We start from the raw sequence: 20,769 nt of genomic DNA on the forward strand, positions 1-20,769 counted from the left end.
GTACTCCTAAAACGGCTTTTATAATCCAATTATTCTTTTTTCAAAAATACCGCTTTGCTGTTGTTTTTATTCTCCCGCACTTCTAACATGGAAACGCTGTGGACAAATTTTGAAAATGTGGAATACCCGTAATCCTTTACCTTAAAGTCAGCAAACTTCCGGTGCATACCATTGCCCAAAGCCGCAAGCTCCATTCCGTTTTTACCAGAACCCTTTACAAGCTTCACTGCAAATTCTTCCAGCTCCTGGCGTTTGGTACGATTGTCCTTCATTCGAACCGTCACCACATTGTTGGATTTTCTCAGCTCAAAGGAATCCATCTCTTCCAAAAATTTAGACAGAGAACTGTAGCCATAATTTCTCACGTCGAAATCGGAATACTTCTTTACCAAACGGTTCCCAATTTCTCCAAGTCCGGTCGCCTTATTCTTATCATCATTTTCCAAAATGATGGAGGTAATATCCTGCTCAATAACTTCTTTTCCAATGGCTCCGCCGCCGGTTCCCTCTTCATCCTGATCCAAAAGAACTTCCAGATTCGTAAAAACCGTACAGGCAGCACGGAAGGATTTGGGTGTCTTTTCTTCTCCCATACCAATGACTTCTTTTCCTGATTCCCGAAGCCTGCTTGCCAGACGGGTAAAATCACTGTCACTGGAAACGATACAGAATCCATCCACATTGTCCGTATAAAGTAAGTCCATGGCATCAATAATAAGTGCGGAGTCTGTGGCATTCTTTCCAACGGTATTGGAAAACTGCTGAATCGGGGTAATAGAATTTTCCAAAAGCTCCAGCTTCCACTTTCCCATCTGGGCGCTTGTCCAATCTCCATAAATTCGTTTGTAGGTAATGACCCCGTATCGTGTCATCTCATCCAGAATGCATGTAATGTACTTTGCTGAAATATTATCTGAATCAATTAAAACTGCAAATTTTTTGTCACTCAAAACCCTGTTCTCCCGTCTTAATTTGTTTTCCCATATCCTGTCTTTGCTGTCATTTTTCTCTCGTCCTATTAATTATATTTCATTTTACCATTTATTACAATAACATGACAGTGGTTAAAATGGGAGAATTTTAGTCAAGTATTATCCTTTTATATGTTCATAATAAAAAAGAAGGTATTAAGACATCAATGAAAGGAGTGTTACTATGAATACGATTTCTTCTTCTGGATGTGACACATCAAAAAGACCCCCTGCAACACCATCGGAATCTGTTCACCTTGCAATTGCCACCGTTCCCATGCAGCCTTGGGAACAGCCTTATGACCCAGCAGCAGCTTTAAAACACGGAACTATTTTCCCTAGTCTTAATCTTCCATTTTACGTTACGGGAGGTGATTTGTAATGGCAGACCGAAACAATCTTCTGCAGCAGATCAACGAAATCAGTTTTACGGTCAATGATTTAAATTTATATCTGGACACTCATCCTCTGGATGAAAATGCGCTTGATGCTTTTAAAGAGGCCATGGAACAAAGAAAACAGCTTTTACAGACCTTTGCTGAAAACTTTGAACCTCTTACCATGAATTGCGTGTGCCCTGACACCAACAACAAAAGCCAGACAAAAACAAAATACCCGGATCAGAGACATTTTACCTGGTCGGATGGCCCGCTGCCGTGGGAAGGAGGAATGATATAATGTGGACCTATGAAAAAAGATTACAGTTTCCAGTAAACATCAAAAATACCTGCCCTAAAACAGCATCTCTTATCATCAGCCAGTTTGGCGGACCAGATGGAGAATTAGCTGCCTCTATGCGTTATCTTTCCCAAAGATATTCCATGCCATGCAAGGAAGTGGGAGGACTGTTAACCGATATCGGTACTGAGGAATTAGGACACTTGGAAATTATCTGTTCTATTATTTATCAGCTTACAAAGAATCTATCTGTGGAGCAGGCAAAGACAGCAGGCTTTGATGCCTACTATGTTGACCATACAACAGCTCTCTGGCCCACTGCCGCTGCCGGAGTGCCGTTTAATGCATGTGAATTCCAGTCTAAGGGCGATGCCATCACTGATTTGATCGAGGATCTGGCAGCCGAACAAAAAGCCAGAACCACTTATGATAACCTGATCCGTATCATCCCAGACCCTGATGTAAGAGAACCCCTTAAATTCTTAAGAGCAAGGGAAGTCGTTCATTTCCAGAGATTCGGAGAAGCACTGGAAAATATCAAAGGGGATCTTGATGCAAAGAACTTCTATTATTTTAACCCTGAATTTGATAAGCAGTTTGTAAAGAAACCAGTGGATTAAACCTAAGAAAAACCGGAAATGCAATGAGTGCAATTCCGGCTTTTCTTCTATATTAATGGTTTATTTATTTTTGTTCTTCGTAGCTGTACTTTAACAGCTCATATATTTCATCGGTAACCGGATCATCTTTATAATATCCGTCTAAAAGTGTTATGATCTTTTTAGCAAACTCCGACGGAACCGGAAGATCTTTTACCGCCGTATGAAAATCCTCTTTCATCTGACTTACCATCTCCCGCTTTTGTGGAATCGCAAGACCAAATATCTTATAGAGCATTCCCATGGCTGCACAGGCCTCATTTGGTGAGGTCAGTGGTGCATTTTCAAATCTGGTTTTAATTTCTACCGCCTGTTTGTTGATGTAAAATATCATAAAATCACAATTCCTTATACATTTTTTACCTGTGCAATATCAATGAGTGTCAATTCTTTAGCCTTGTTTTCCATACTGGTCACTAAGGCCTGTGCCGTATCCAATGAGGTCAGGACCGTAACGCCGGTCTCAATGGCATTTCTGCGGATAATGAAACCGTCCTTGCTTCTGTCAGCGCCCTGAGGCGGTGTATCAATGACAAGGTCAATTTCATGTCCCAGAATTAAATCCATGAGATTTGGAGATTCCTGTTCCAGCTTACGTACCATTAGTGCTTTTACCCCGTTGTCATTTAACACCTTAGCAGTGCCTGAGGTGGAGAAAATCTTATAGCCCTGAGCCTGAAATCTTCTGGCGATTTCGATGATTTCCTCTTTATCAGAATCTTTTACGGTAATGATCATGTTCTTGTACTTTGGAAGCTTAATGCCTGCACCTGCAAAGGCTTTGTATAGCGCTTCGTTAAAGGTCTTTGCAATTCCAAGACATTCACCTGTGGATTTCATCTCAGGTCCCAGGCTGATATCAGCGCCACGGATCTTTTCAAAGGAGAATACCGGCATTTTTACTGCGATGTAATCGGCTTCGGGCTGGAGACCTGGCTCATAGCCAAGTTCCTTAATGGAATGTCCGCAGATTACCTGAGTTGCAAGCGGTACAATTGGAATTCCAGTTACCTTACTGATGTACGGTACGGTACGGGAGGAACGTGGATTTACCTCAATGACGTAAACGTCGCTTCCGCAGACAATGAACTGAATGTTGATCATTCCTTTTACATGAAGGGCTCTTGCAAGCCTTCTGGTGTATTCTACCAGCTTTTCCTTTACTTCATGGTCAATGCTCTGGGCCGGATATACCGAGATACTGTCTCCGGAATGGACACCAGCACGCTCAATATGCTCCATGATTCCTGGTATCAGAATATCTTCCCCGTCGCAGACTGCGTCAACTTCAATCTCTTTTCCCATGATATATTTATCGACCAGAATCGGGTGTTCCTGAGCGATCTGGTTGATGATTCCGATAAATTCGTCTACATCCTGATCAGAGATTGCAATCTGCATTCCCTGGCCGCCTAATACATAGGAAGGTCTTACAAGGACCGGATAACCCAGCTTGTTCGCGGCTTCCTTTGCTTCTTCCGCTGTAAATACGGTATGTCCAGCTGGTCTTGGGATCTCACACTCTTCCAGTATCTTATCAAACAGCTCTCTGTCCTCTGCTGCGTCTACATCTTCTGCTGCCGTTCCAAGAATGGGAACGCCCATCTTCATAAGAGCTTCTGTCAGTTTAATGGCAGTCTGTCCGCCGAACTGTACCACTGCTCCGTCTGGCTTTTCCACATCAACAATGCTTTCCACGTCTTCCGGAGTCAGAGGCTCAAAATAAAGCTTATCTGCAATGTCAAAGTCCGTACTTACGGTTTCCGGATTGTTGTTTACGATGATTGTCTCATATCCTTCTTTGCTGAAGCTCCAGGTGCTGTGTACGGAACAGTAATCGAATTCAATTCCCTGGCCGATACGAATCGGGCCGGAACCAAGGACAAGAACCTTTTTTCTTCCGGAAGTCTGAATGGCTTCATTCTCACTTCCAAAGCAGGAGTAGTAATAAGGGGTTTCAGCCGCAAACTCAGCTGCACAGGTATCTACCATCTTAAAGGCCGCTGTGATTCCATTTTCTTTTCTTCTGTCATGAATTTCTTCCACAGAAACTCCTGTCAGTCTTGATATCACCGTATCCGGGAACTCCAGACGCTTTGCTTCTTTTAACAGCTCTGTGGTAAGAGGGCCTTTTTTCAGAGCCTCTTCCATCTCTATCAGAATGGCAAGCTTATCAATGAACCAGACATCAATTTTTGTAATGTCATGTATGCTCTCATAGGAGAAGCCTCTTCTCAGTGCTTCTGCAATGACCCAGATTCTTCTGTCATCTACAAGATGAAGGGTCTCTGTCAGTTCTTCATCGGTAAGACCTGTAAAATCATAAGACATAAGGCTGTCCACATGCTGCTCCAAGGAACGAATGGCCTTCATTAAGCCGCCTTCGAAGTTGGTACAGATACTCATGACCTCGCCGGTTGCCTTCATCTGAGTCCCCAGGGTTCTCTTTGCGCTTAAGAATTTGTCAAAAGGAAGTCTTGGCATCTTAACCACGCAGTAGTCAAGCATTGGCTCAAAGCTTGCGTAGGTTTTTTTCGTTACTGCATTCTTGATCTCGTCCAGAGTATAGCCTAATGCGATCTTTGCTGCTACCTTTGCAATGGGGTATCCAGTTGCCTTGGAAGCAAGAGCAGAGGAACGGCTCACACGAGGATTTACCTCAATCACGCAGTATTCAAAGCTGTCCGGGTGGAGGGCATACTGTACGTTACAGCCGCCTGTAATCCCCAGCTCGCTGATGATCTTTAAGGCAGAGGTACGAAGCATCTGGTATTCCTTATCTCCCAGGGTCTGGGAAGGAGCTACAACGATGCTGTCACCAGTATGAACGCCGACCGGATCAAGGTTTTCCATATTACATACGGTAATCACGTTTCCAGCGCCGTCACGCATTACTTCATATTCCACTTCTTTCCAGCCAGAGATACAGCGTTCTACAAGAACCTGACCAACTCGGCTCAAACGAAGTCCATTTTCTAAAATCTCACGGCACTGAGCCGGATTCTCGGCAATACCGCCGCCGGAACCGCCCAGAGTGTAGGCTGGTCGTAGTACGATGGGATATCCGATCTCTTTGGCAATTCTCAAACCGTCTTCTACGTTCTCAACGATATCAGAAGGAGCTACCGGTTCCCCGATCTTCTCCATGGTCTCTTTAAACATCTCACGATCTTCTGCCTTCTTAATGGTAAGGGCAGTCGTTCCAATGAGACGAACGTTGTGCTTTTTTAAAAATCCGCTGTCTTCTAACTCCATAGCAAGATTTAAACCAGCCTGTCCGCCAAGGGTTGGCAGAACGCTGTCTGGCTGTTCCTTTAAAATAAGCTGCTCCACCACTTCTACAGTAAGGGGTTCAATGTATACCTTGTCTGCAATGTCCTTATCCGTCATGATGGTTGCAGGGTTTGAGTTTAATAAAACTACTTCTACCCCTTCTTCTTTTAAGGAACGGCAGGCCTGTGTTCCTGCATAATCAAATTCTGCCGCCTGACCGATGATGATCGGACCGGATCCGAGAACGAGTACTTTTTTAATATCCTGAATCTTCGGCATTATTATCTCTCCTCCATCATCTTTAAGAACCGGTCAAATAAGTAGCTGGAATCCTGAGGTCCAGGACAGGCTTCCGGGTGATACTGAACTGTAAATATGTTTTTGTTGGTGTATTTCAGTCCTTCATTGGTTCCGTCATTGACATTGACAAAGGCTGGAACTGCTACCGATGGATCCATGGTATCCACATCTACCACATAGCCGTGGTTCTGGGAAGAAATATATACACGTCCTGTTTCCAGATCCTTGACCGGGTGGTTTCCGCCTCTGTGTCCGTACTTCAATTTATGTGTGTCCGCTCCAGTTGCAAGAGCCATAAGCTGATGTCCCAGGCAGATGGCAAAAATCGGAACATTGGAATCATAAAGCTTTTTGATCTCAGCAATGATTTCCGTACACTCTTTTGGATCGCCAGGGCCGTTAGACAGCATAATGCCGTCCGGGTTTGCGGCGAGTATCTCTTCTGCCTTTGTAAGGGCTGGATATACGGTTACTTCGCAGCCTCTCTCATGCAAGGAGTGAGCAATATTCTTTTTGGCACCAAGATCTAAAAGTGCAACTTTCTTTCCGTTTCCGGGAAGTACAAAGGTTTCCTTACAGGTAGCAGCTTTCACTACACCGGTAACCTCATAATTTTTCATACGCGAAATGACGTCATCGAGATTAAAACCTTCATTGGTTGTAATCATGCCGTTCATCGTACCTTTTTCTCTTAAGATTTTTGTTAGGGCTCTCGTATCGATACCACTGATACCTGGAATGTCGTTTTCTTTTAAGAAATGCTGAATGGTATCCTCGCTTCTAAAGTTGCTGGGGATTCTAGATAATTCTCTGACAATGTAGCCATCCGGCCACGGTTTTAATGATTCCATATCTTCCTGACAAATGCCGTAATTACCAATCAACGGATAAGTCATCACAACCGCTTGCCCCGCATAGGAAGGGTCGGTGAGGACTTCCAAATAACCTGTCATGGAAGTATTAAATACAATTTCGCTAATAATTTCCCGTGTTGAACCAATGCTCGTCCCTGTAAATACAGTACCGTCTTCCAGTATTAAAAAAGCTTTCATACGCAAAGTCCCAATCCTTTCTTAATGGTATGTTTTGAGCTTTCTGATATCAGCCCAAATTGAATAGATTATACATTATCTCGTGACATTTTTCAACTGTTTTTTTCGTATTTCTTTCATTAAATTTTATTCATATTTTTTGAATATTTGATGTTTTTCTATGTAACTAATGAATAATTATGCACTTCTAACCATGGAATATTATTCAAAAGTATACTTTAGGGCTTATTCGGGGAAAATAGTATTGAGGTGATAAATATGATAGATAACAGCGATCTGCCCATTGGTTTTACCATGGAATTGGCTCAGCACTCAGATATTTTAAACCGTTTTGCCGGACTTCCTGAAGCTCAGAGGAACTCGATAATTGACGGTGCAAGAAGCGTTGACAGCCGGGATGAGATGCGCAATTATGTGGAATCTATTTTTAAAGAGCCAAAAAATTCATTTTTCTAAAAAGCCACCCGCAGAATGGATTTTCCCCAATCTGCGGGGACTTTTGTAATGATTCCATTTCTACTGTAATATATTTATAACAATTATTGTTATAAGGGGCATTCTATGAATCCATATACGATTTACAGAGCGCAGGAAAACAATTCAACCGGTTCCCTTCAGGTGAATGTTGTCTCTGCAGAAAACAACTTTCCCATTCCAGATGCAGAAATTACCATTTCTTATACAGGAGATCCCACTAGTACTCTGGAGCAGGTAGTCACAGATGCTTCCGGTCAGACCGAACTCGTAAGTCTTGCTGCTCCTCCTGTGGACTTAAGCCTTTCTCCAAGCCTTGAACAGCCTTACTCCGAATACACGCTGATGATCCGTGCCCAAGGCTTTGAGCCGGTAGCCATCTCAGGTACCCAGATTCTTGCAGATACCATTGCTTTACAGCCTGCCCGGATGACTCCCATTCAAGATCAAGTATCTCCCGATGTCCCCATCGTTATCCCGGACCATACCCTGTACGGCGAATATCCTCCAAAAATTGCGGAATCAGAAGTGAAAAGTGTAGCGGAAACCGGTGAGATCGTTCTTAGCAGAGTGGTAGTTCCCCAGACAATCATTGTACATGACGGCGTTCCCACAGACCCCACCGCTCCTAACTATTATGTTCCTTACGGCGATTACATTAAAAATGTGGCTTCCAGTGAGATCTATGCAACATGGCCCAGAGAAACCATAATCGCTAATGTTCTGGCAATTATGAGTTTTACCCTAAACCGTGTGTACACGGAATGGTACCGGAACCAGGGATATGATTTTACCATAACCTCTTCCACCGCCTTTGATCATAAATGGATTCATGAGCGGAACATATATGAAAGCATCTCTCAGGTCGTTGATGAAATTTTCAACAGCTATCTGTCACGTCCTGGAATCAGGCAGCCTATCCTTACTCAGTACTGCGACGGGCAGCGGGTACGGTGTCCCAACTGGATGTCACAATGGGGCAGCTGTACGTTAGGAGAGCAGGGCTATACCGCGATTCAGATTCTTCGGAATTATTATGGAAGCGATATGTACATCAACACGGCAGAGCAGGTTTCCGGTGTTCCTTCTTCCTTCCCAGGTTTTAACTTAACCATAGGTGCCACCGGCGAAAAGGTTCAGCAGGTCCAGGATCAGCTTGCTGTCATAGCAGGTGTTTATACAGCAATTCCAAGAATTACGGCTGACGGGGTTTTTGGGGAACAGACGGCTGAGGCAGTTCGCCAGTTCCAGAGAATTTTTAATCTTCCTGTAACTGGAATCATAGATTTTGCCACCTGGTACCGGATTTCTCATATCTATGTAGGTATTACCAGGATTGCGGAATATTCTTAAAATTTTAAGGTCTGCATCAAAAGGGAAGGCATCTGAAATGCATTCGATTTATAATCAATGCATTTCAGACGCCTTCCCTTTCTATGTTGTAACGCTTTATAATCAGCCTTCTCCTCCTAAAAGATCTGCCGCTACATATCCAAGAAGTGCAAGGGAAATTCCGCCCATTAATTCATAGACCTTTACGCCCTGCCATGGGATATCCCATAAAATGACAAAGGGGGATGAAAACACAAGTCCGATGATAACCCGGTACATCTGGCATTCATGACGGATTAAGAGACCCTCCACGATTTTAGCAAAGAAGAACACCCCTAAAGCCATGCCGGTGAAATAAGGCAGTAATACCAGGATATAATAGAACAATCCCTGAAAATCCATGGCAGATAAAGCTCTGATACAGGCATTGTTCGTCTGTAAAATGGGTTCATAAAAACCCAGCATCATCATAATCATAGAACCACTGACACCTGGAACTATCATGGTGCCTGCCGCCAGAAGTCCCACAAGAAACAAGATCACCACCCAGTATTTACCGGAAGTAAGGTAAGAAGCCCCTGAAAGTGTGCTCATTCCCCCACTGTTTCTTCCAGATGCGATTACAGTCTCTGCAACAACAGTAATTAATATGACCACTCCGCAGGTTATTACTGCGGTCAAAATCCCCTTTTTCCTGTCCTTATGTTCCCTGGAAAAGGACTTTCGAAACAAGGTAGGAAGTCCACCTCCTATGAGCCCCAAAAATGCCAGCTTAGTCTGTAGGGGATATGTATGAAAAAGATATTCAAAAGCCAGAGATAGAAACACAATCCCCGCCACTGCCCCGATGCCGTATGGAAGCAACGTCCGTATACTCTTTACGGGCTCCTTAAACAGCTGGGTAACCGCATGAAGAATCGTGTCGTATACTCCCATGGTTATGGCAAGCATTCCGCCGCTGATTCCCGGAAGTATGTTAGCCACGCCTATGATAACGCCTTTTAACAGCTCACTGATATATTTCAAGCAATTCCTCCTGAAATTCTGTCGTTATCATATCCTATGCCTGTTTCACCACTTCTAATACATCTTTTACCCCGGAAAGCCTGTAATCTGCCAGACTCTGGTCAAAACCATACCTCTCGTCAATCATGGCTGCAATCTTCATTCCCGCTCTGTGAGCTGCTGTAATTCCAATGGTGGAATCCTCCACAGCCAGGCACTCTTCTGGCTTCACACCAAGACAGCTTGCCGTGTAGAGATAGATTTCCGGGTCCGGCTTGCTTTTTTTAAACTGATTGCCACTGACCACGGTTTCAAAAAGATTACGTATCCCATTTTCATTCAGCACCCGTTCCACCAGCTCTAAGTGAGTAGAGGATGCAAGGGCCAGCTTGAATCCCTCATCTTTTAGTGTGTTCAGGACTTCAGTGGCTTCCTTTCGATAAAGCTCTCTGTAATCGATTTCCTCATAAATGTCCTTTTTTCGAAACTCACTTCGAAGCTCTTCCCAGGTTTGTCCATTATTCACTGCCCGTTCCACCACTTCCCAGGAGTCCTTTTTTGTGGCACCCACCATGGGATAAAGCTGTTCCATTGTTACAGCAGGATTCTTTGCCCTTGCGAATGCAAGCTGGTAGTTTAAATACACGCCTTCGCTGTCAATCAAAACCCCATCCATATCAAATATAACTGCCTGAATCATGTTGTCTCTCCTTGTCTTTCTTTCTGATTCAGACAATACGGGAACCAGGAGGGTTTGTCAAGCTGAAATGCAAAAAAAGCCGCAGGGGCGGAGCCTTTCTTATAAAGCCTTCGTCCCGGCGACCCATTTTCATAATACAGCCGGCCTTTTAACCATAAATGTATTGTATCCGTACCGTCTTAAGGCCTGCTCCATTTGTACTGCGTTGTCAACATTATGGAATGCTCCCACCCGAACCTTATATAGTCCATCTTCTAAAACGATGAAAGCCGGAAATCCCTGGGCTTTTAAATCATTCATTTGCGTTTCCGCAAGAGAACGCACCCGGTACGCTCCAGTCTGAACCTGGTAATATTCTGTTTGAGATTCTGTCTGCTCCTGAATGGTCGCTACGATGCTGTTCCCAATGGACTGTGCGATCTCAGTAAAGTTCTGGTCAAACAGATAATTATCCGCCTCGTTGTCTATAAATCCAGCCTCTATCAGAACCGCCGGAATATTTGTTCTTCTAAGAACAACCAACCCCGGGCGTTCAATGACTCCTAAATCACTAAATCCGGTCTTACTTAAGGCTTCCATGATGTTGCTTGCCAGCATAGCCTGAGGGCCTTTATTTTCAAATAAAAGGACTTCAGCCCCGGAACCAGAACCAGGAACAGGCATTGCATTGCGGTGTAAGGAAACAAAAAAGTTTGCTTCTGCATCGTTTCCCATCATGGTTTTCTCAAGAGGTGTATTGTAGGTATCGTCAGTTCTTGTATATCTGACATCAAGTCCGCTGTCTGCAAGAACTTTACCTACTGCCAACGCAAGCTTTAAGTTATCATCCTTTTCCTGCCGTCCGTTATAGGTTGCACCCGGATCCGCACCGCCGTGGCCGGCATCTATCACTACGATCTGTCTCTCAGCCAAAAGAAAAACTCCTTTCACATACCTCTATTCTATAACGTATGTGAGAGAAGCTTCTCAAGTACCACATTTTTTATAAATTTTAATCTTTTTCTGCTAATTCCGCCATCACATCCACGCCTCTTGGTCCTACCGGAGTGGAAAATACGATCTGAGTGTTGGTTTTTCCGTATTTTTGAAGCTGGCCGATGAAAACATCCAGTTCCATGGTACTTTGGAATGCCACCTTTATCAGCATGGAATAATCTCCTGTCACGCAATTGCATTCAAGCACATTTGGTATGGACTCCATATAGGAATAAAACTGAAGCTTGTCAATTGGTGATACATCCAGGTTTACGAATGCAGTGATGTGGTAACCAAGCTTCATCGGATCTACGGAAGCATGGTACCCTGTAATAATTTTTTCCCGCTCCAGCTTCTCGATTCTGGAGGAAACTGCAGGTGAGGATAAAAAAGTATTTTCTGCTATGTTCTTTAAGGATGCCCGGGCATTCTTCTGCAGGGTCTGCACTATTTTCTTATCGATATCGTCCATATCTTCCTCCTTGAAATAAAAAAAGCGCCAGTACTTCCTGAGTACTGAACGCTTTTGTTCTTATAAATTAAGCCGTTATCTTATAAATCTTTCATACACTTAATAATATCTAATTATCAAATACTTGTCAACATTTATTTTCTTAAGGAGGGCATTTTTTTAAGCCGTTCCATGGCTTCTACTGTATTTTCATAAGTACCGAATGCAGTGAGACGGAAATATCCTTCGCCGCTTGGTCCAAACCCACTTCCCGGAGTTCCTACCACACTGGCTTCTTCTAAAAGCAGATCGAAAAATTCCCAGGAGGTCATTCCTTCCGGCACTCTCAGCCAGATGTAAGGAGCATTGACTCCGCCGTAGACTTCACAGCCAACTTCCTTTAACCCGTCATAGATGACTCTGGCATTTCTCATATAGTATGCCACCTGTTCCTTTAGCTGTGCCTTACCTGCTTCGGAATACACGGCTTCACCAGCCTTCTGGATGATGTAAGGAGCTCCGTTAAATTTGGTTCCATGACGTCTTGCCCAAAGAGCGTGAAGAGCCACTCCGCCACGGATCAATTCCTTTGGAATTACGGTAAATCCAAGACGCACTCCGGTAAATCCGGCGTTCTTAGAAAAAGAACGGAACTCAATGGCACAAGTTTTCGCACCCTCAATCTCATAAATGGAGTGAGGAACGTTATCTTCAGCAATGTACGCTTCATAAGCAGCGTCATAAAGAATCACTGCACCTGTTTCATTGGCATAGTCCACCCATACCTTTAACTGGTCTCTGGTTAAGGTAGTACCTGTTGGATTGTTTGGAACGCATAAGTATATAAGGTCTGCCGCCTCTTTTGGAAGCTCAGGAACGAAGCCGTTTTCTGCTGTACAAGGCATATAGACCACCTTGCTCCATTTTCCGGTTACCTCATCATAGGTTCCGGTTCTTCCTGCCATTACATTGGAGTCTACGTATACAGGATACACAGGATCACAGACTGCAATGATACAGCTTTCATCAAAGATTTCCTGAATATTGCCGCAGTCGCTTTTGGCACCGTCAGAAACAAAGATCTCGTCTGCCTCGATTTGACAGCCTCTTTTAATATAATCTTCTTTTGCAATGGTTTCCCTTAAAAAGCTATACCCAAGATCCGGTGCATAGCCGTGAAATGTCTCTGCATTCCCCATCTCCTCTACTGCCCCGTGAAGAGCGTCAACGATAGACGGAGCCAGAGGCATGGTCACATCGCCGATTCCAAGACGGATTACTTTTTTATCAGGATTTGCTTCGATGTAAGCTTTCACTTTTTTTGCAATTGTGGAAAACAGATAGCTTCCCGGAAACTTTAAATAATTTTCATTTACCTTAACCATAGGTTCCTCCTGCTTTATCTTATAGATTGTTAATGTCAAACTCTCCCTCAAACACTTCTATCGCAGGCCCTGTCATAAACACATGACCGCTGCCATCTCTGTCCCAGTGAATGGTCAGATTGCCGCCCTTTAATTCTACCTCAACCGTGTTTAAAGTCCGTCCGCTCAGTGCTGAAGCTACTGCACTGGCAGTTGCACCAGTTCCACAAGCCCAGGTCTCACCGCTGCCTCTTTCCCATACTCTCATACGGATATAGTCCTTGCTTATTACCTCAATGTACTCAGAATTGGTCCGCTCCGGGAAACGCTCATGGGTTTCAAAGGCTGGACCTATGGATTCAAGGTCCAGATCATCGATGCCTTCCATATAGTAGATTGCATGGGGATTTCCCACTGAAATACCGATAAATTCATACTCCTTACCGTCAATTACAATGGGCTCTGGCACTGTACTGGTCAGCTCCGGAATTCCCATATCAACAGTAATCTTAACTGCTTTGCCATTTTCTTCCGTGATCTTTAAATGCTTGATCCCTGCCTTTGTCTCTACATCAAATTCTGTTTTATCCACCAGCTTGTGATCAAAGACGTACTTACCCACACAGCGGATTCCATTCCCGCACATTTCGCTTTCTGAGCCATCTGCATTATACATCTGCATCCGGCAGTCTGCTGTCTTAGAGGGGCAGATAAGTATCAGTCCATCGGAGCCGATTCCAAAATGGCGGTCACTTACCTTTTTAGAAAGCTCAGCCGGATTTTCTACCGTTTCCTCAAAACAATTGATGTATACGTAATCATTACCAATTCCCTGCATTTTTGTAAATTTCATAACTGTTTCCTCAACTTCTATTGATTAATCAAACTCACGATCATCTGAGCCGTTTCAACCATATTGGTTCCGCTGTCCATACTGCACTTTTGAATGTAACGGTGGGCTTCTGATTCAGACATATGGTTTCGCTCCATTAATAGCTCTTTTGCCTGCTGAATCGTCTCGATCTCTTCTCTGCTTCGTTCCTTGGGTTGGCTCTTTAATTTCTTCCGCTTTCTTGCAATGGTCTCCATCATCATACCAAGAGTGCTTACAAGATCCTGAACCTTTAAAGGAAGCCCGAGGCAGACCACATCATCCGGCGCCCTTCCACTCCACTGGCTTGGGGATGCCACCAAAAGCATCTCAACTCCCGGAGGCAGGCATTCGTAAATTTCCTGATAAACCATATCTGCAAATCTGCTGCCGCATACCACGACTCCGCTTCCAAGTTCATCTGCGCTGTTGACTGCCTGCGCGCCAGAGGTGCAGACCGCGGAGACGAAAAAGCCGTTTTTCATTAGTATATTCTTTATATTTTTCGCATCCTCCGCCTTGGAAAATGCCACAATTACATTGGTCAAGCACTCTCACCTCCAGATAACCGTATCAGGGATACAATAGTTAATACTTATACAGGTATTCTTCTACTTCCCAGTCAGTTACCTGGGCACGGAACATGTGCCACTCAGCTTCCTTTGCTTCCAGATATTTGGTGAAAATATGCTCACCTAACACTTTTTTCATAAATTCATCTTTCCGGAACGCTTCAATGGCTTCTCCCAGAGTTTCCGGAAGCTGCTCAATACCCCTGCTTAAAATCTCTTCCTCGGGCATGGCAAATACATTGCTGTCCACGCTCTCCGGCGGTGTCATTCCTTTTTCAATGCCATCAAGTCCGGCTGCCAGGCAGGCTGCCAGTGCCAGATAAGGATTGACTGCAGAATCCGGGCAGCGAAGCTCAATTCTTGTGCTGGAACCTCTGGAGGAAGGTATGCGGATTAGTGGGCTTCTGTTTGCCTTTGCGGACCATGCAATGTAGACCGGTGCATCATAGCCCGGAACAAGGCGCTTATAGGAATTGACTAAAGGATTGGTCAAAATGGTCATTCCCTTCATGTGGTGGAGAATGCCTGCGATAAATGAATACGCTGTTTTGCTTAATCCCTGCTCATCTTCATCGTCCTTAAACATATTGTTGCCGTTTAAATCGGAAAGTGACATATTAATATGCATTCCGGAACCATTGACTCCTGCCTTTGGCTTTGGCATAAACGTAGCATGAAGACCATGACGCTTTGCGATGGACTTAACAGCCAGTCTGAATGTCATAATGTTATCGGCTGTTACAATGCCTTCTGCATATTGAAAATCAATCTCATGCTGACCCGGTGAGATTTCATGATGAGAAGCTTCAATCATAAAGCCCATCTCTTCCAGTGAAATCACCATATCACGGCGAACATTCTCCGCCTGGTCAATGGGTGCCACATCAAAATAGCTGGCAGTCTCGTGAGTATGGGTCGTCGGACGCCCCTCTTCATCGGTATGGAAAAGAAAGAATTCACACTCCGGGCCGGCCTGAAATACAAATCCCATATCATGTGCTTTCTTAAGCACCTTTTTTAACACGAATCTGGGATCGCCTTCAAATGGGGCCTGATCCGGGTTGTATACATCACAAATCAGCCTCGCTACCTTGCCCTGCTGCGGCCGCCATGGGAATATCTCAAAGGTATCCAGATCCGGATAGAGATACATATCAGACTCTTCGCTTCGGATAAAGCCCTCAATAGAAGAACCATCAAACATACAGCGGTTGTCTAAGGCTTTTGGAAGCATGTTCTTTGTAATTGCCACATTCTTCATCATACCGAAAATATCCGTAAACTGAAGGCGGATAAACTCCACATCCTCTTCTTCCACAATACGGAATATATCTTCCTTGCTATATTTGCTCATTATACATCTCCCTTTCTTAATCCTTGAATAGAGAGTCCTAAAAAGGGACTCTCTGTCACAGTGCGTTTCCATACCTGCATAATTGCCTTATGGGAAACGAAATATCCTAATAGGAAGTATTTCCAAAAAAAGGGTGGGCAAACACAGCCTTTTCATGGACCGTCTTCGCACCACCTCATATGTGTAAAATATAACAGCTGTCAAAAAATTTGTCAACGTGTTTTTAATCTTTGGTTTTATACTTTAAGGCACGGACTGCATTTAAAATAGCCAGTACAGAAACGCCTACATCACCAAATACAGCCGCCCACATGGTTGCAATTCCCATGGCTGACAGAATAAGAATTACAACCTTCACTCCGATGGCAAAGGCAATGTTCTGCTTCACAATTTTCATGGTTTTTCTGGCAATCAGTATGATATCTGTAAGCTTTGACGGCTCATCGGTCATGATGACAATATCAGCCGCTTCCACCGCAGCGTCAGAGCCGATTCCGCCCATGGCAATTCCAACGTCAGCTCTTGCAAGAACAGGAGCATCGTTGATTCCATCACCCACAAATGCCAGCATGGTTCCTTCCGGCTGATTCTTAAGGAGTTCTTCTACCTTATGAACTTTATCCCCTGGCAGCAGCCCTCCATGAACCTCGTCAAGCCCCAGGGCTTTTCCAACTGCCTGACCAACCTCTGGTTTGTCACCAGTCAGCATGACCAGCTTTTTCACACCTGCTCTTTTCAGACCCTTTAAGGCTATGGGCACATCTTCCCGGACTGTATCAGATATGGTAATGGAACCTAAGTATGTGGTTCCTTCAGAAACGTATAGAGTGGTTCCTATGACAGATTGATTCTCAGGAACAGAAATAGAAAGCTGTTCCATAAGCCTCATATTACCAACGGAAATTTCCCTTGTTTCTCCATCTAAAAACAGCTCAGACCGAATACCAAAGCCTGCCGTCTCTTCTACATGTCCAATCATGGTCTTGTCAAGAGACTCTCCATATGCCTCTTTTACAGAAAGGGCAATCGGATGATTGGAATGATATTCTCCGTAAGCTGCCAGCTTTAAAAGCTCCTCCTTAGAGCCCGTTACTACTTCTATGTCAGTCACCTTAAATTTTCCCGTGGTAAGGGTACCTGTCTTGTCAAAGACTACGGTACTTAAGGAAGCCATAGACTCCAGATAATTGCTTCCTTTTAAAAGAATCCCGTGACTGGAAGCCGCTCCCAAACCTCCAAAAAAGCTTAATGGAACTGAAATCACAAGAGCACAGGGACAGGAAACAACGAGAAAGCTTAAGGCACGGTAAATCCAGGTGCTCCAGTTTCCGTCAAATAACAACGGAGGGATTACGGCAAGAAGAAGGGCAAGAACCACGACCGCAGGCGTATAGACCCTTGCAAACCGGGTGATAAATGTCTCTGCCTTTGCTTTTCTGGAGCTTGCATTCTCCACTAATTCCAAAATTTTTGCTACCGTGGAATCATCAAACAGCTTAGTGACCTGAATCTCTAAAACGCCATTTAAGTTAATGGAACCGCTGATAATATCATTACCCTCTTTGACTTCAGCAGGCATGGATTCTCCTGTAAGGGCTTTGGTATCAAGCTCGCTGGCACCTTTTATCACCACTCCATCAAGAGGTACTTTTTCTCCAGGCTTTACAACAATGGTATCTCCTACTTCCACTTCATAAGGATCAACCTTTTCTTCCTTCCCGTCTCTTAAAAGATTGGCATATTCCGGGTTAATATCCATCAGTTCTGTAATGGATTTTCTCGATTTATTGACTGCATAGTCATTGAAAAGCTCCCCGATCTGGTAAAACAGCATGACCCCTACAGCTTCTTCCATGGCGCCGATGGCTATGGCTCCAAAGGTGGCTATGGACATAAGAAAATTTTCATCAAAAAGCTGGCCGTTTTTCATGCTGCGGACAGCTCTCAAAGGCACATCATAGCCTGCTGCAAGATAGGAAATAATAAATGGAACCAGATACCAGGATGTCCTACCTTCAAAAAGCATCCCAATTGCAAAGAACAGAGCGCTTATGAGAAGTCTGATTACCATCTTTTTTTGTTTTTTAGTCATAAAAGCTCCTTTAGTCCTACCGTACTACCTTAAATTCTGCTTCTGGCTCAATCTTGTTTGCAAGTTTTCTGGCAGCTTCCAAAACCTCATCGGTCTTATCTTCCTGAACTTCCATGGTCAGTCTCTGAGTCATAAAGCTTAAAGAAGCACTTTCCACTCCGGATAATTTCTTAACCCCTTCTTCAATCTTAGCTGCACAATTAGCACAGCATAACCCTTCTAATTTAACAATCTTTTTCATATTATCACTCTCTCCTTATTTTTTATTCTTTTTATTCCCTACTCGCTGATATGCTCCATTCCCTGAGCCAGAATGGTCTCGATATGACCGTCAGCCAGAGAATAAAATACAGTCTTTCCTTCTCTGCGGAACTTCACCAGACGCATCTGCTTTAATACTCTTAACTGATGGGAAATGGCTGACTGTCCCATCTGTAACAGATTTGCCAGGTCGCAGACGCACATCTCCGATTGGCTGAGTACATATAGAATCTTAATTCGTGTAGCATCACCAAATACTTTATAGAATTCAGCCAGATCAAGAAGCTCCTGTTCTTTCGGCATAACATTCAAAACCTGGTTCACTACACTCTCATGGACACAGATAAAATCACACTGATCGAATTCAGTTTCTGCTCTGCTTTTTTTAAGATCCAGCTCCATAACATACCTCCTTGTAGTTAATATTATTATATGAATAACTGTTCATATGTTTATATTATCACATCTCATCTATTTGTCAAGACATTACGTTCACTGACTTGACACTGGTTTTTAAGGGTGGTACACTAAAGTTCCTTTTCCATTCTATAATCACATCTAAACATCAGGAAAAGAGAATATTTATACCACGGTAGAGTCCCTGGAAATTTACAATTTCCAGAGAGAAGCGCTATGGTCCATGGACCGGCTGTGCTCACCGCTTGGCAAGATATTAGAACGCTCCCACCAGTTATGACAGCTTTCCACTGTCCGCTGCTGGAAGGATGATGTTCCCAAATATTACTACCAGGAGGAATTAACATGATTCAAGTGGAACACATGAACAAGACTTTTAAAGTCGCAAGAAGAAGCGCCGGCTTTTCCCAGGCCATAAAGGCACTTTTTCACCGAGAGACGGAAACCATCCGCGCTCTTTCTGACATCTCCTTTTCCATTGGAGACGGAGAAATGGTAGGCTATATCGGCCCGAACGGAGCCGGAAAAAGCTCTACCATCAAAATCTTAAGCGGAATCCTCACCCCGGATGACGGTACCTGTATCATAAATGGCCGCATTCCCTGGAAGGAACGAAAAGAGCATGTAAAGGATATTGGCGTGGTGTTTGGCCAGCGGACCCAGTTATGGTGGGACGTCCCAATCATTGACTCTTATGAGCTTCTGCGAGACATCTACGAAATCCCAACACAAACCTATGAAGAAAATTTAGAAGAACTGACGGAGCTTCTATCTCTTAAGGAGCTTTTAAAAACTCCTGCCAGACAGCTATCTCTGGGCCAAAGAATGCGCTGTGAAATTGCCGCATCTTTATTACATAGTCCAAAGACCTTGTTCTTAGATGAGCCTACCATCGGCCTTGATGCCGTTTCCAAGCTGGCGGTACGGGATTTTATTCGAAAACAGAACAAAAAGCACAACACCACCGTCCTAATTACCACCCATGATATGCAGGACATTGAAGCCCTGGCGGACCGGGTCTTATTAATTGGAAAAGGTACGCTTCTTTTTGATGGGTCCCTTCCAGATTTAATGACTCACCAGCCAAGAGAAGATGCAACTCTGGACGAAATCATCGCTGCCCTTTACCGGGACTATGATATTTAGGAGGCGGAACATGAAAAAATACGCTTCGTTTTTCCGTATCCGTTTCATCCATGGTCTTCAATACCGGACTGCGGCTGTTTCTGGTATGATCACTCAGTTCATCTGGGGCATCATGGAAATTTTATTATTCCGCGCCTTCTACCAGGCATCTCCGGAAAGCTTCCCCATGACCTTTCAGGCACTCTCCAATTATGTGTGGCTCCAGCAGGCGTTTTTGGCACTCTATTTGATCTGGTTCTGGGAATCCCAGCTGTTTGATTCCATTACAAACGGGGATGTGGCTTATGAGCTATGCCGGCCAGTCCGTCTCTATAATATGTGGTTTGTCCGGGGCATGGCTGTTCGTTTATCCAAGGCAGTGCTTCGATGTATTCCAGTCTTATTATTTGCCTGGCTTCTCCCAGCCCCCTATGGACTAACATTGCCACCGGACTTTAGAACATGGTTTTTTACCCTCCTCTCCATGACACTGGCATTTCTCCTTGTGATCGCCTTTGGAATGATCGTTTATATGTCCGTTTTTTATACCATCTCTTCCCAGGGTATTAAGCTCCTGGCCTCTTCCGTCTCAGAATTTCTGGGGGGAGCGGTGATTCCTTTGCCCTTTCTGCCAGATGGTATCCGGGAAATTGTAAATATCCTTCCCTTTGCTTCTGCACAAAATGTTCCTTTCCGTATCTTCGGGGGAGATTTGACTGGCAGGGAGATGTATATAAGCCTTCTCTTACAGTGTTTCTGGTTTATCACCTTTTTACTCATCGGACGAGCCATGGAGCAAAGGGCTTTGAAACGTGTTGTGATTCAGGGAGGCTGAAAGGAGGG

At 44.1% G+C, this 20,769-nt stretch carries 22 protein-coding genes; 7 read left to right on the forward strand and 15 right to left on the reverse strand.

Annotated features, from left to right (window positions below; translation table 11 throughout):
* Positions 1 to 29: 29 nt before the first annotated feature.
* Positions 30 to 950 (reverse strand): NYN domain-containing protein, encoded by a 921-nt coding sequence (locus OW255_RS14345; protein ID WP_024838333.1) that lies wholly within the window; start codon positions 948 to 950, stop codon positions 30 to 32.
* 205 nt (positions 951 to 1,155) lie between these two features.
* Between OW255_RS14345 and OW255_RS14350 the strand changes: the two genes are divergently transcribed.
* From OW255_RS14350 to OW255_RS14360, 3 genes are read left to right on the forward strand one after another with little or no spacing between them, the layout of a single operon-like run.
* Complete coding sequence (locus OW255_RS14350) at positions 1,156 to 1,353, forward strand: spore coat associated protein CotJA (RefSeq protein WP_024838334.1); 198 nt, start codon at positions 1,156 to 1,158, stop codon at positions 1,351 to 1,353.
* Complete coding sequence (locus OW255_RS14355) at positions 1,353 to 1,649, forward strand: spore coat protein CotJB (protein ID WP_024838335.1); 297 nt, start codon at positions 1,353 to 1,355, stop codon at positions 1,647 to 1,649. The genes OW255_RS14350 and OW255_RS14355 overlap by 1 nt, the downstream gene beginning before the upstream one ends.
* Complete coding sequence (locus OW255_RS14360) at positions 1,649 to 2,269, forward strand: manganese catalase family protein (RefSeq protein ID WP_024838336.1); 621 nt, start codon at positions 1,649 to 1,651, stop codon at positions 2,267 to 2,269. Before OW255_RS14355 ends, OW255_RS14360 begins: the two co-directional genes overlap by 1 nt.
* Positions 2,270 to 2,333: 64 nt before the next feature.
* On the opposite strand, the gene OW255_RS14365 is transcribed toward OW255_RS14360, so the two are convergent.
* Genes OW255_RS14365 through OW255_RS14375 form a run of 3 tightly spaced genes read right to left on the reverse strand, consistent with a single transcriptional unit; the run spans position 2,334 to position 6,933 of the window.
* A complete protein-coding gene (locus OW255_RS14365; protein WP_024838337.1) occupies positions 2,334 to 2,642 on the reverse strand; it encodes a DUF3837 family protein in 309 nt (102 codons plus the stop codon).
* 14 nt (positions 2,643 to 2,656) lie between these two features.
* Positions 2,657 to 5,860, reverse strand: coding sequence for a carbamoyl-phosphate synthase large subunit (gene carB / locus OW255_RS14370; protein ID WP_024838338.1), 3,204 nt, complete (start codon positions 5,858 to 5,860; stop codon positions 2,657 to 2,659).
* A 2-nt stretch (positions 5,861 to 5,862) separates the two neighbouring features.
* Complete coding sequence (locus OW255_RS14375; protein WP_024838339.1) at positions 5,863 to 6,933, reverse strand: carbamoyl phosphate synthase small subunit; 1,071 nt, start codon at positions 6,931 to 6,933, stop codon at positions 5,863 to 5,865.
* 258 nt (positions 6,934 to 7,191) lie between these two features.
* Between OW255_RS14375 and OW255_RS14380 the strand changes: the two genes are divergently transcribed.
* Complete coding sequence (locus OW255_RS14380) at positions 7,192 to 7,389, forward strand: hypothetical protein (protein ID WP_024838340.1); 198 nt, start codon at positions 7,192 to 7,194, stop codon at positions 7,387 to 7,389.
* A gap of 105 nt (positions 7,390 to 7,494) precedes the next feature.
* The gene (locus OW255_RS14385) at positions 7,495 to 8,760 is read left to right on the forward strand and encodes a peptidoglycan-binding protein (RefSeq protein WP_024838341.1); all 1,266 of its coding nucleotides are present in this window, start codon (positions 7,495 to 7,497) and stop codon (positions 8,758 to 8,760) included.
* A gap of 102 nt (positions 8,761 to 8,862) precedes the next feature.
* On the opposite strand, the gene OW255_RS14390 is transcribed toward OW255_RS14385, so the two are convergent.
* The 11 genes from OW255_RS14390 to OW255_RS14440 form a co-directional block, all read right to left on the reverse strand.
* Positions 8,863 to 9,765: a DUF368 domain-containing protein gene (locus OW255_RS14390; RefSeq protein WP_024838342.1), complete on the reverse strand. Its 903-nt coding sequence runs from the start codon at positions 9,763 to 9,765 to the stop codon at positions 8,863 to 8,865.
* Positions 9,766 to 9,799: 34 nt separating this feature from the next.
* Positions 9,800 to 10,444: an HAD family hydrolase gene (locus OW255_RS14395; RefSeq protein ID WP_024838343.1), complete on the reverse strand. Its 645-nt coding sequence runs from the start codon at positions 10,442 to 10,444 to the stop codon at positions 9,800 to 9,802.
* Between the two features lie 129 nt (positions 10,445 to 10,573).
* Positions 10,574 to 11,356, reverse strand: coding sequence for an N-acetylmuramoyl-L-alanine amidase (locus OW255_RS14400; RefSeq protein WP_024838344.1), 783 nt, complete (start codon positions 11,354 to 11,356; stop codon positions 10,574 to 10,576).
* Positions 11,357 to 11,435: 79 nt separating this feature from the next.
* On the reverse strand, positions 11,436 to 11,891 hold the full coding sequence (locus OW255_RS14405; RefSeq protein WP_024838345.1) for an Lrp/AsnC family transcriptional regulator: 456 nt from the start codon (positions 11,889 to 11,891) through the stop codon (positions 11,436 to 11,438).
* A gap of 134 nt (positions 11,892 to 12,025) precedes the next feature.
* Positions 12,026 to 13,255, reverse strand: coding sequence for an LL-diaminopimelate aminotransferase (locus tag OW255_RS14410; protein WP_268114452.1), 1,230 nt, complete (start codon positions 13,253 to 13,255; stop codon positions 12,026 to 12,028).
* Positions 13,256 to 13,274: 19 nt separating this feature from the next.
* Positions 13,275 to 14,087 (reverse strand): diaminopimelate epimerase, encoded by an 813-nt coding sequence (gene dapF / locus OW255_RS14415; RefSeq protein WP_268114453.1) that lies wholly within the window; start codon positions 14,085 to 14,087, stop codon positions 13,275 to 13,277.
* Positions 14,088 to 14,104: 17 nt separating this feature from the next.
* Entirely contained in the window at positions 14,105 to 14,653 is a 549-nt protein-coding gene (locus OW255_RS14420; RefSeq protein ID WP_024838348.1) for an ANTAR domain-containing response regulator, read from the reverse strand.
* Between the two features lie 40 nt (positions 14,654 to 14,693).
* A complete protein-coding gene (gene glnA / locus OW255_RS14425; protein WP_024838349.1) occupies positions 14,694 to 16,031 on the reverse strand; it encodes a type I glutamate--ammonia ligase in 1,338 nt (445 codons plus the stop codon).
* A gap of 223 nt (positions 16,032 to 16,254) precedes the next feature.
* Positions 16,255 to 18,123, reverse strand: coding sequence for a heavy metal translocating P-type ATPase (locus OW255_RS14430; protein ID WP_268114454.1), 1,869 nt, complete (start codon positions 18,121 to 18,123; stop codon positions 16,255 to 16,257).
* Positions 18,124 to 18,139: 16 nt separating this feature from the next.
* Positions 18,140 to 18,364: a cation transporter gene (locus OW255_RS14435; protein WP_024838351.1), complete on the reverse strand. Its 225-nt coding sequence runs from the start codon at positions 18,362 to 18,364 to the stop codon at positions 18,140 to 18,142.
* Between the two features lie 38 nt (positions 18,365 to 18,402).
* Positions 18,403 to 18,786 carry an ArsR/SmtB family transcription factor gene (locus OW255_RS14440; protein WP_024838352.1) on the reverse strand — a complete coding sequence of 128 codons (384 nt, stop codon included), beginning with the start codon at positions 18,784 to 18,786 and terminating at the stop codon, positions 18,403 to 18,405.
* Between the two features lie 360 nt (positions 18,787 to 19,146).
* Here OW255_RS14440 and OW255_RS14445 point away from each other — a divergent pair, with 360 nt between their 5' ends.
* Positions 19,147 to 19,947: an ABC transporter ATP-binding protein gene (locus OW255_RS14445; RefSeq protein WP_024838353.1), complete on the forward strand. Its 801-nt coding sequence runs from the start codon at positions 19,147 to 19,149 to the stop codon at positions 19,945 to 19,947.
* A gap of 10 nt (positions 19,948 to 19,957) precedes the next feature.
* Positions 19,958 to 20,761: an ABC transporter permease gene (locus OW255_RS14450; RefSeq protein ID WP_268114455.1), complete on the forward strand. Its 804-nt coding sequence runs from the start codon at positions 19,958 to 19,960 to the stop codon at positions 20,759 to 20,761.
* The last annotated feature ends 8 nt before the right edge of the window (positions 20,762 to 20,769 follow it).

The sequence above is a fragment of the Lacrimispora xylanolytica genome, assembly GCF_026723765.1.
GTDB lineage: Bacteria > Bacillota > Clostridia > Lachnospirales > Lachnospiraceae > Lacrimispora > Lacrimispora xylanolytica.

Excerpts from the sequence above, each read along its gene's own strand:
- OW255_RS14435 (WP_024838351.1), bottom strand. The coding sequence starts at position 18,364 with ATGAAAAAGATTGTTAAATTAGAAGGGTTATGCTGTGCTAATTGTGCA.
- OW255_RS14405 (WP_024838345.1), bottom strand. The coding sequence starts at position 11,891 with ATGGACGATATCGATAAGAAAATAGTGCAGACCCTGCAGAAGAATGCC.
- OW255_RS14395 (WP_024838343.1), bottom strand. The coding sequence starts at position 10,444 with ATGATTCAGGCAGTTATATTTGATATGGATGGGGTTTTGATTGACAGC.
- carB (WP_024838338.1), bottom strand. The coding sequence starts at position 5,860 with ATGCCGAAGATTCAGGATATTAAAAAAGTACTCGTTCTCGGATCCGGT.
- OW255_RS14410 (WP_268114452.1), bottom strand. The coding sequence starts at position 13,255 with ATGGTTAAGGTAAATGAAAATTATTTAAAGTTTCCGGGAAGCTATCTG.
- OW255_RS14375 (WP_024838339.1), bottom strand. The coding sequence starts at position 6,933 with ATGAAAGCTTTTTTAATACTGGAAGACGGTACTGTATTTACAGGGACG.
- OW255_RS14350 (WP_024838334.1), top strand. The coding sequence starts at position 1,156 with ATGAATACGATTTCTTCTTCTGGATGTGACACATCAAAAAGACCCCCT.
- OW255_RS14430 (WP_268114454.1), bottom strand. The coding sequence starts at position 18,123 with ATGACTAAAAAACAAAAAAAGATGGTAATCAGACTTCTCATAAGCGCT.
- OW255_RS14445 (WP_024838353.1), top strand. The coding sequence starts at position 19,147 with ATGATTCAAGTGGAACACATGAACAAGACTTTTAAAGTCGCAAGAAGA.
- OW255_RS14355 (WP_024838335.1), top strand. The coding sequence starts at position 1,353 with ATGGCAGACCGAAACAATCTTCTGCAGCAGATCAACGAAATCAGTTTT.
- OW255_RS14380 (WP_024838340.1), top strand. The coding sequence starts at position 7,192 with ATGATAGATAACAGCGATCTGCCCATTGGTTTTACCATGGAATTGGCT.
- OW255_RS14360 (WP_024838336.1), top strand. The coding sequence starts at position 1,649 with ATGTGGACCTATGAAAAAAGATTACAGTTTCCAGTAAACATCAAAAAT.
- OW255_RS14365 (WP_024838337.1), bottom strand. The coding sequence starts at position 2,642 with ATGATATTTTACATCAACAAACAGGCGGTAGAAATTAAAACCAGATTT.
- OW255_RS14385 (WP_024838341.1), top strand. The coding sequence starts at position 7,495 with ATGAATCCATATACGATTTACAGAGCGCAGGAAAACAATTCAACCGGT.
- OW255_RS14440 (WP_024838352.1), bottom strand. The coding sequence starts at position 18,786 with ATGGAGCTGGATCTTAAAAAAAGCAGAGCAGAAACTGAATTCGATCAG.
- dapF (WP_268114453.1), bottom strand. The coding sequence starts at position 14,087 with ATGAAATTTACAAAAATGCAGGGAATTGGTAATGATTACGTATACATC.
- OW255_RS14450 (WP_268114455.1), top strand. The coding sequence starts at position 19,958 with ATGAAAAAATACGCTTCGTTTTTCCGTATCCGTTTCATCCATGGTCTT.
- glnA (WP_024838349.1), bottom strand. The coding sequence starts at position 16,031 with ATGAGCAAATATAGCAAGGAAGATATATTCCGTATTGTGGAAGAAGAG.